Origin of the sequence: Micropruina sp., assembly GCF_047607385.1 — a bacterium.
GTDB lineage: Bacteria > Actinomycetota > Actinomycetes > Propionibacteriales > Propionibacteriaceae > Micropruina.
On the sequence record NZ_JASGDE010000224.1, the window covers coordinates 1 to 5,983 of the forward strand.

The 5,983-nt window shown below is 68.2% G+C and carries 5 protein-coding genes; all 5 read left to right on the forward strand.

What is annotated here, in order from left to right; translation table 11 throughout:
* Nucleotides 1-1,926 (forward strand): hypothetical protein (locus QM582_RS19150; RefSeq protein WP_415087132.1); only part of this gene is annotated, 1,926 nt, incomplete at its 5' end.
* Nucleotides 1,927-1,985: 59 nt separating this feature from the next.
* Complete coding sequence (locus QM582_RS19155; protein WP_415087134.1) at nucleotides 1,986-3,026, forward strand: hypothetical protein; 1,041 nt, start codon at nucleotides 1,986-1,988, stop codon at nucleotides 3,024-3,026.
* Nucleotides 3,023-3,253 (forward strand): hypothetical protein, encoded by a 231-nt coding sequence (locus QM582_RS19160; RefSeq protein WP_415087135.1) that lies wholly within the window; start codon nucleotides 3,023-3,025, stop codon nucleotides 3,251-3,253. Before QM582_RS19155 ends, QM582_RS19160 begins: the two co-directional genes overlap by 4 nt.
* Nucleotides 3,254-3,472: 219 nt before the next feature.
* A complete protein-coding gene (locus QM582_RS19165; RefSeq protein ID WP_415087137.1) occupies nucleotides 3,473-5,200 on the forward strand; it encodes a major capsid protein in 1,728 nt (575 codons plus the stop codon).
* Nucleotides 5,201-5,287: 87 nt separating this feature from the next.
* A partial coding sequence (locus tag QM582_RS19170) for a hypothetical protein (protein WP_415087139.1) occupies nucleotides 5,288-5,983 on the forward strand: 696 nt, incomplete at its 3' end.

A 5,983-nucleotide genomic window follows, 5' to 3' on the forward strand; every position in this document is an offset into this window, starting at 1 on the left:
GGGTTTCCGGTGCCGCGCACTGAGCAGTTGGTCGCCGCCGGTGGTTATGGGGCGTTGGTCGCTGCGGGTGTCGTCACCCAGCCGTCGCTGCTGTCGGCGGCGGAGGTGGAGGCGTTGGTTGCCGCGGCCGCCGAACGGATCGTCGATGCGCGGTTCGCGGCCGAGCGGCGGCGTGCCGCCGTCGTCGAGCGGGTCGCGGCGATCACTGCCGCCGCGCGCGTCGACCGGCGGGCGCGGGCGATCGCGAAGGTGCAGCGGGCGTTGACTGCCGCGGCAGCGTTCGACCCCAGCAAGCATAAGCGGTCTCCGATTGGACGGTTCACCAACAAATTCGGTGACGAGATAACCGTCGTGAAAGACCTGACCGACGACCCCGACCGTCCGGGTAAGCGGAAGGCGACCTATCGGGCCCAAATCGACGGCGATAGCATCGGCGAACTCTCCGCCGATCACGACTCCGGACTAATCCTGAGCGTGGACACGCCGGAAGAGTATCGCGGTGAGGGAATTGCGCGTGGCCTCTACGAAACAGCGAACGACACGGATGGCCTCTACCACGTCCCTGCGTGGGGGCGCACCGAAGACGGAAATCAGTTTGTCGACTCTGTCGGGGGCGACGTCATGGACGACGAAGATGCACTGGATGCTCTCGGACTGGACGCCCAGCAGGCCGACCACATCCGCGACATGATTGCGTCGTCGGCGTCCCCGTATGCATGGATCGTCGCCGCCGGTGGGCGCCGGGTGCGGACGCAGGAGGGCGCGGCCCGGTTCGGTGTGTCCGTGGGTGACCTGATCCCCGAGGCTGTCGCGCAGGCCCAGCAGATGGGCGGCAAGTTCGCCGAGGCCGCGGGCAACGACGTCGCGAACCTCATCGACCCGAACCGCAAGAAGAGCGCGCCGAAGCCGGGCGGCAAGGAGTCGAAGGCCGTCGACGCCCCGAACGCGGATGCGCCGAAGTCCGGTGGGAAGACGGACGCGGCATCGAAGAACGATGGTGGGCCAGCCGCGGACAAGGCCCCGGCGAAGTCGTCCACCGCGCCCGCCGCGAAGTCGCAGGCCAAGACGGGTGAGAAGGCGAACGTGGACGACTCCAAGGCGAAGGCGACCAAGTCCGACGCCGTCACGACGCCCGCATCTTCGGACGCGAAACCGGACAATACGCAGGCCGCGACGGCTCCCGCGAAGTCGACCCTGACCCCGGCCCTGGCTGAGGTGAAGGTCAAGGATGCTGCGGCCGGGCAGGCCACCGCCTCGGACACGACGCCAGCTGACAGCAGTGCCGCGCCGAATGTCGTCGACTACTCGAACGGGTCCAGCGAGGTCGACTACATCGCCCAGCACCCGAACCGGGACGCCGCAGTCATCACCTCCGACGTCCCGCCGCGCCTGTCGGGCACCACGGAGCTGATGTTGGAGGACGAGGCCCCGGAGACCGGTGCGAACGGCGGGCAGCTGGTCGCCTACAAGGATGGTGTCGCCCAGTACGACGACGACACCGAAACCGACGGCACCAACTGGTACAGCATCTCCGCGCTGGCCCCGACCGACGACTACACCGGCCCCGACTCCGGCCAGTCGACGTCGTTCACTGCCGAGGACGGCCTCGACCCGAACGTCGACGACTTCGGCGAACCGGCGGCGGGGGAACCGATCACCGACACCACCGTCCCGCCGCGCATCGACGCCGGCGCCGGAACCGATCACCCGATGCTCGAAGACGAGTCCCCGATGACGGGTGCCTACGGTGGTCAGCTGACGGACTACTCCGATGGTGTCGCGGCCTACGATGACGGGTCGCAGACCGACGGTACGACGTGGACGTACACCGGTGAGCCGACTGCACCGCAGGACGAGTTGACGGCGTCGGCGCATGAGCGGGCGATGCGCCGCATCTTCGGGGAGGCGTACCGCCCAAAAGGCTGACCCCGCACCGTCCGGCCCTCACCGCGGCCGGCGGCGCTCCGGGGATCACAGCTGCCGCGGTGCGACGCGTCCGGACCGCGCAAGGTGCGGCCCGCTACAAGCAGCCGATCGGCTCGATCATCGTCATGCGCGGCGGCGGGAAGAAGGACCTCAACCTGTCCCACATGGAAGACGACGACCTCACCGAGCTGATGGAGGACGCCGCCGTACACACGAAGAACCCCGACGTGTACGAGGCCGCGTTCACCGAGTGGGCCCGCCGCCAGCCTGACGCCGAACCGGACCTGCCGTCGTATCCGGATCCGTGGGACGAACCTGACCCGACGGCATCGGATCGCCTGTTCATGCTCGAAGCCGAACGTGACGCCGCGTATGCGCGCCTCGACGCCCAGGTGCATGAGGACGACGACACCTTCCAGGATGACCTCGACCGCTGGGACGCCTACTCGGCGATCATCGACCGCGAACAGCGACTCGCCGCCACCCGCACCGAGCAGCCCGAAGAGCTCGCCGACTGGATGCAGGCGCTGGAAACACCGCGCCCCGACGGCACCGCGACGATCGAACCGACCGCCGCGCAACGCCGCGAATGGGAACTCATGGAACGCGCCGAGGAACTCGCCGACACCGAAGGCATTGACTACGAAGAAGCCCTCGGCCGACTGCAAGGCCTCGACTCCGAGCAGGTCCGGCGCCGCGAGTTCGTGAAGCTGGGGAAGCAGCAGGGCTACGCGGCGACGTCATTCAATGAGCTGATCGACGAGGTTCATCTTAGGTATCAGATGGAACTCGAATTTCAGATGGAAGCTGAGACGAACGGTCACTTCATTGCCGGGCAGTTCAACGACAACGACGAGTTCTGGACCTGGTGGAACACCAGCCACAAGACGCTGTTCTCGATGACTGATGCTGAGGCCCGCAAGTACATGTCGCCGGAAGCCAAGAAGTTCCTTGACGACGTCGGCGGCCGGGTCACCAAATCCGATCTCGTTCGTCTAGTAGAGGCCGGTAGGCTGGGCGAGAATCTGGACCCGAACGTCATCCAGGGCGTATTCAGCCAGTGGGACGAACGGCACAAGCGAGGGGATTACCTGCAATGAGCATCACGCGTGAGCAGTACATCGAAGCGCAGCAGGCCGGCCTGAACTCCGGGCCCGGTGACGTGTGCCCGGACTATCCGCATCCGCTGCTCAAGACGACGTGGCGCAAGGGGCACCAGCAGGTCATGGAAGAACAGTCCGAGGCTCGCGCCGAGCGGTACGCGCAGCGGTATCCGAAGTCAGTAACCTGCGGGACCCGGACCGACGGCCGAGTCAATGGGCTGTAACTGCCAGTCTGGCCGTCGGGTGGTGGTGCATGAGGCGCACCGCGCCGACGGGAAGGTGAAACGGTATCTCACTGAGGCCGAAGCACGCCGCGACATCGCCGCCAACGGTGGGCACTACGCGCAGGTCACGCAAACCTCGCAGTGAACGCGCTACGCTATCGGAGATAGCCGCTGGCGGTTGGGCCGGGCACATTGTGTCACCCGACCCAGGAGTTCCCCATGGCTCTCGACCTCCAGGCCATCCTCGATGCCGCATCCGGTGCCGACGCCGCTGAGCGTGCCGCCGCGATCAAGACCACCATCGGCGACGACGTCACCCGCGAAGACCTCGACCAGCTCCTCAACGAGTCGGTGGAGAAGTTCGGTGCCCTCAACGACACCGACCCGTCCGACGACGACGCCCTCAACGGCCTCGAACTGCTCGCCGACGTCATCTCCACCACCCGGGAGCAGATCACCGGTCTCGATGCTCGCGCCGACGAGATCCGCGCGCAGCGTGAGTCGCTGGCCGAGAAGGTTCTCGGCACCGACCCCGCCGAGGCCGCCGACGGTGACGGTGAGGAAGGCGGAGACGCGGAAGCCACTGCCGAAACCAGCGACGCTGCCCCCGTGGAGGCCGTCGCCGCATCCGCCGGAGCCCCGAAGCCGAGCAAGCGGTTCAACCTGTCCTCGATCAAGGACAAGGCTCCCGCCCCGGCGGCCCGCCCAGCTGGTGTGGCGATCACCGCCGCCGCCGGTGTTCGTGGTGTCGAGAACGGGTCGGACCTCGACATGGACGGCCTCGTCGCCGCCGTGCAGGCCCGCATCGCCGGTATGCCGCGCGGCGGCGTCGAAGCCTACGTCAAGGACGGCGTCGCCCAGATCAAGGTCGCCTACCCCGATGAGCTGGTCGCCTCGGGCAACAACGACCAGGCCGTCGTCGACTACGCGGGCGACCAGAACCGAATCGAAGGTGGCCTCGTCGCCTCCGGCGGCTGGTGCGCACCGTCGGACACCCTGTACGACGTCGTCGGGAACCTCGCCGACGCCAACGCCGGCTTGATCGACGTCCCCGACATTCAGGTCAAGCGTGGCGGCATCCGCTACACCGAGGGCGTCCAGTTCGGTGACGTGTGGGCCGGTAACGCCGGTCTCCGCCAGACCGAGGCGCAGGCCATCGCCAACACCGGCAAGGTCCTGTACCGGCCGACCTGCCCGGAGTTCGCCGAGAAGCGCGCCGACGCCGTCTACTCCGGCATCACCGTCGGCTTCTTGCAGAACGACGCGTACCCAGAGGTCACCAAGGATGCGATCGCCGGTGTGACCGCGGTGCACGCGCACCGCGTCAACAAGCTGACCGTCGACGCGATGGAAGCCGCGTCGACCGCCGTCAACCTGTCGGCGACCCTCGGCCCGTCGGCGACCGGCTCGATCCTCAACGGCATCGGCCTGTCGGTCACCGACGCCCGCTACAAGGAACGTGCCCCGGAGAGCTTGCTGTTCGACGTGGTCCTCCCGATCTGGGCGAAGGAAACGGTCCGCGCCGACTACGCCCTGCGCAGCGGCATCCCCATCGAGCAGGTCACCGACGCCAAGATCACCTCGCTGATCGCCGAGCGCGGCGGCCGCGTCCAGTGGGTGTACGACTGGCAGGACGCGTACGCGACCGGGTCGGCCGGATTCGGTGGTGCGACCGCACTGACCGCCTACCCGACCACTGTGAAGGCCCTCGTGTACCCGTCGGGCACGTTCGTCCGCGGCCGCGGCGAAGTCATCAACCTGGACACCGTCTACGACTCGACGATGACCGTCGCGAACGACTACCTGCAGCTGTTCATGGAGGAGAAGCTGCTGGTGGCGAAGCGGGCGCACTCCTCGCGGGTGGTCACCCTGGCGCTCGGCGTCAACGGCACCGTCGGTGCGCCGCAGGTCCTCGACGGCAACGGCAAGGTCGTCGTCACCCCGTAGTAGGCCGCTCGGCGCGGGCCGCCCGGACCTCTGATCCGTGGCCCGCGCCGGGTCCCCACCCTCCCCATCTGATCTGAGGACTCCCGAATGTCGATCGCCACCGCCCCGCTCCTGACCGATGCACCCGCCGTCACCCCGTCACGGCACGGGCTGCTGTCGGTCGCCCAGATCCCCGGCACACCGGACCTGCACTGGGTGGACGGCGTCGAATACCCCATCAGCCCGCGCCCGACGGCCGTCACCGACACCATCGACTGCGCACCCACCGCGCTCGCCGACCTCGTCGACGACATCCCCTGGATCACCGACAGCCCACTGCGTGTCTGGACCGGCGTCGAAGTGAAGCAGGTCGGCTGGGACGAAGGCGAAGTCGACCAGCACGCCCGCGGCATGCTCACCGCCGGCGAAGGCCCGGCCCTCGAACGGGCCCTGTGGCCGCGGATCGTCGGCGGCACGACCAGCCTGCCCGCCGGAACCGCCGCCACGACGATCTACACCGGCATCGGGGAGCTCGAGGCCTGGCTGTACGAGGCGTACGCCGGGACCGGTGTCTTGCACGTCCCGCGCTGGGCGGTCCCGCATCTGGTGAAGGCTCAGCAGGTCGACGAAACATCCGGCCGCCTCCACACGCCGCTCGGCACGCTCATTGCGGCGGGCGCCTACTCCGGCCGCAGTCCTGCCGATGCGGCTCCCGCGGCGGGCGCGACGTGGGTGGCGGCGACCCCGGCCGTGCAGCTGCGGCGCACCCCGATCCGCACGCAGACCTCGTTCAACCACCGCAAC

Excerpts from the sequence above, each read along its gene's own strand:
- QM582_RS19160 (WP_415087135.1), top strand. The coding sequence starts at position 3,023 with ATGAGCATCACGCGTGAGCAGTACATCGAAGCGCAGCAGGCCGGCCTG.
- QM582_RS19165 (WP_415087137.1), top strand. The coding sequence starts at position 3,473 with ATGGCTCTCGACCTCCAGGCCATCCTCGATGCCGCATCCGGTGCCGAC.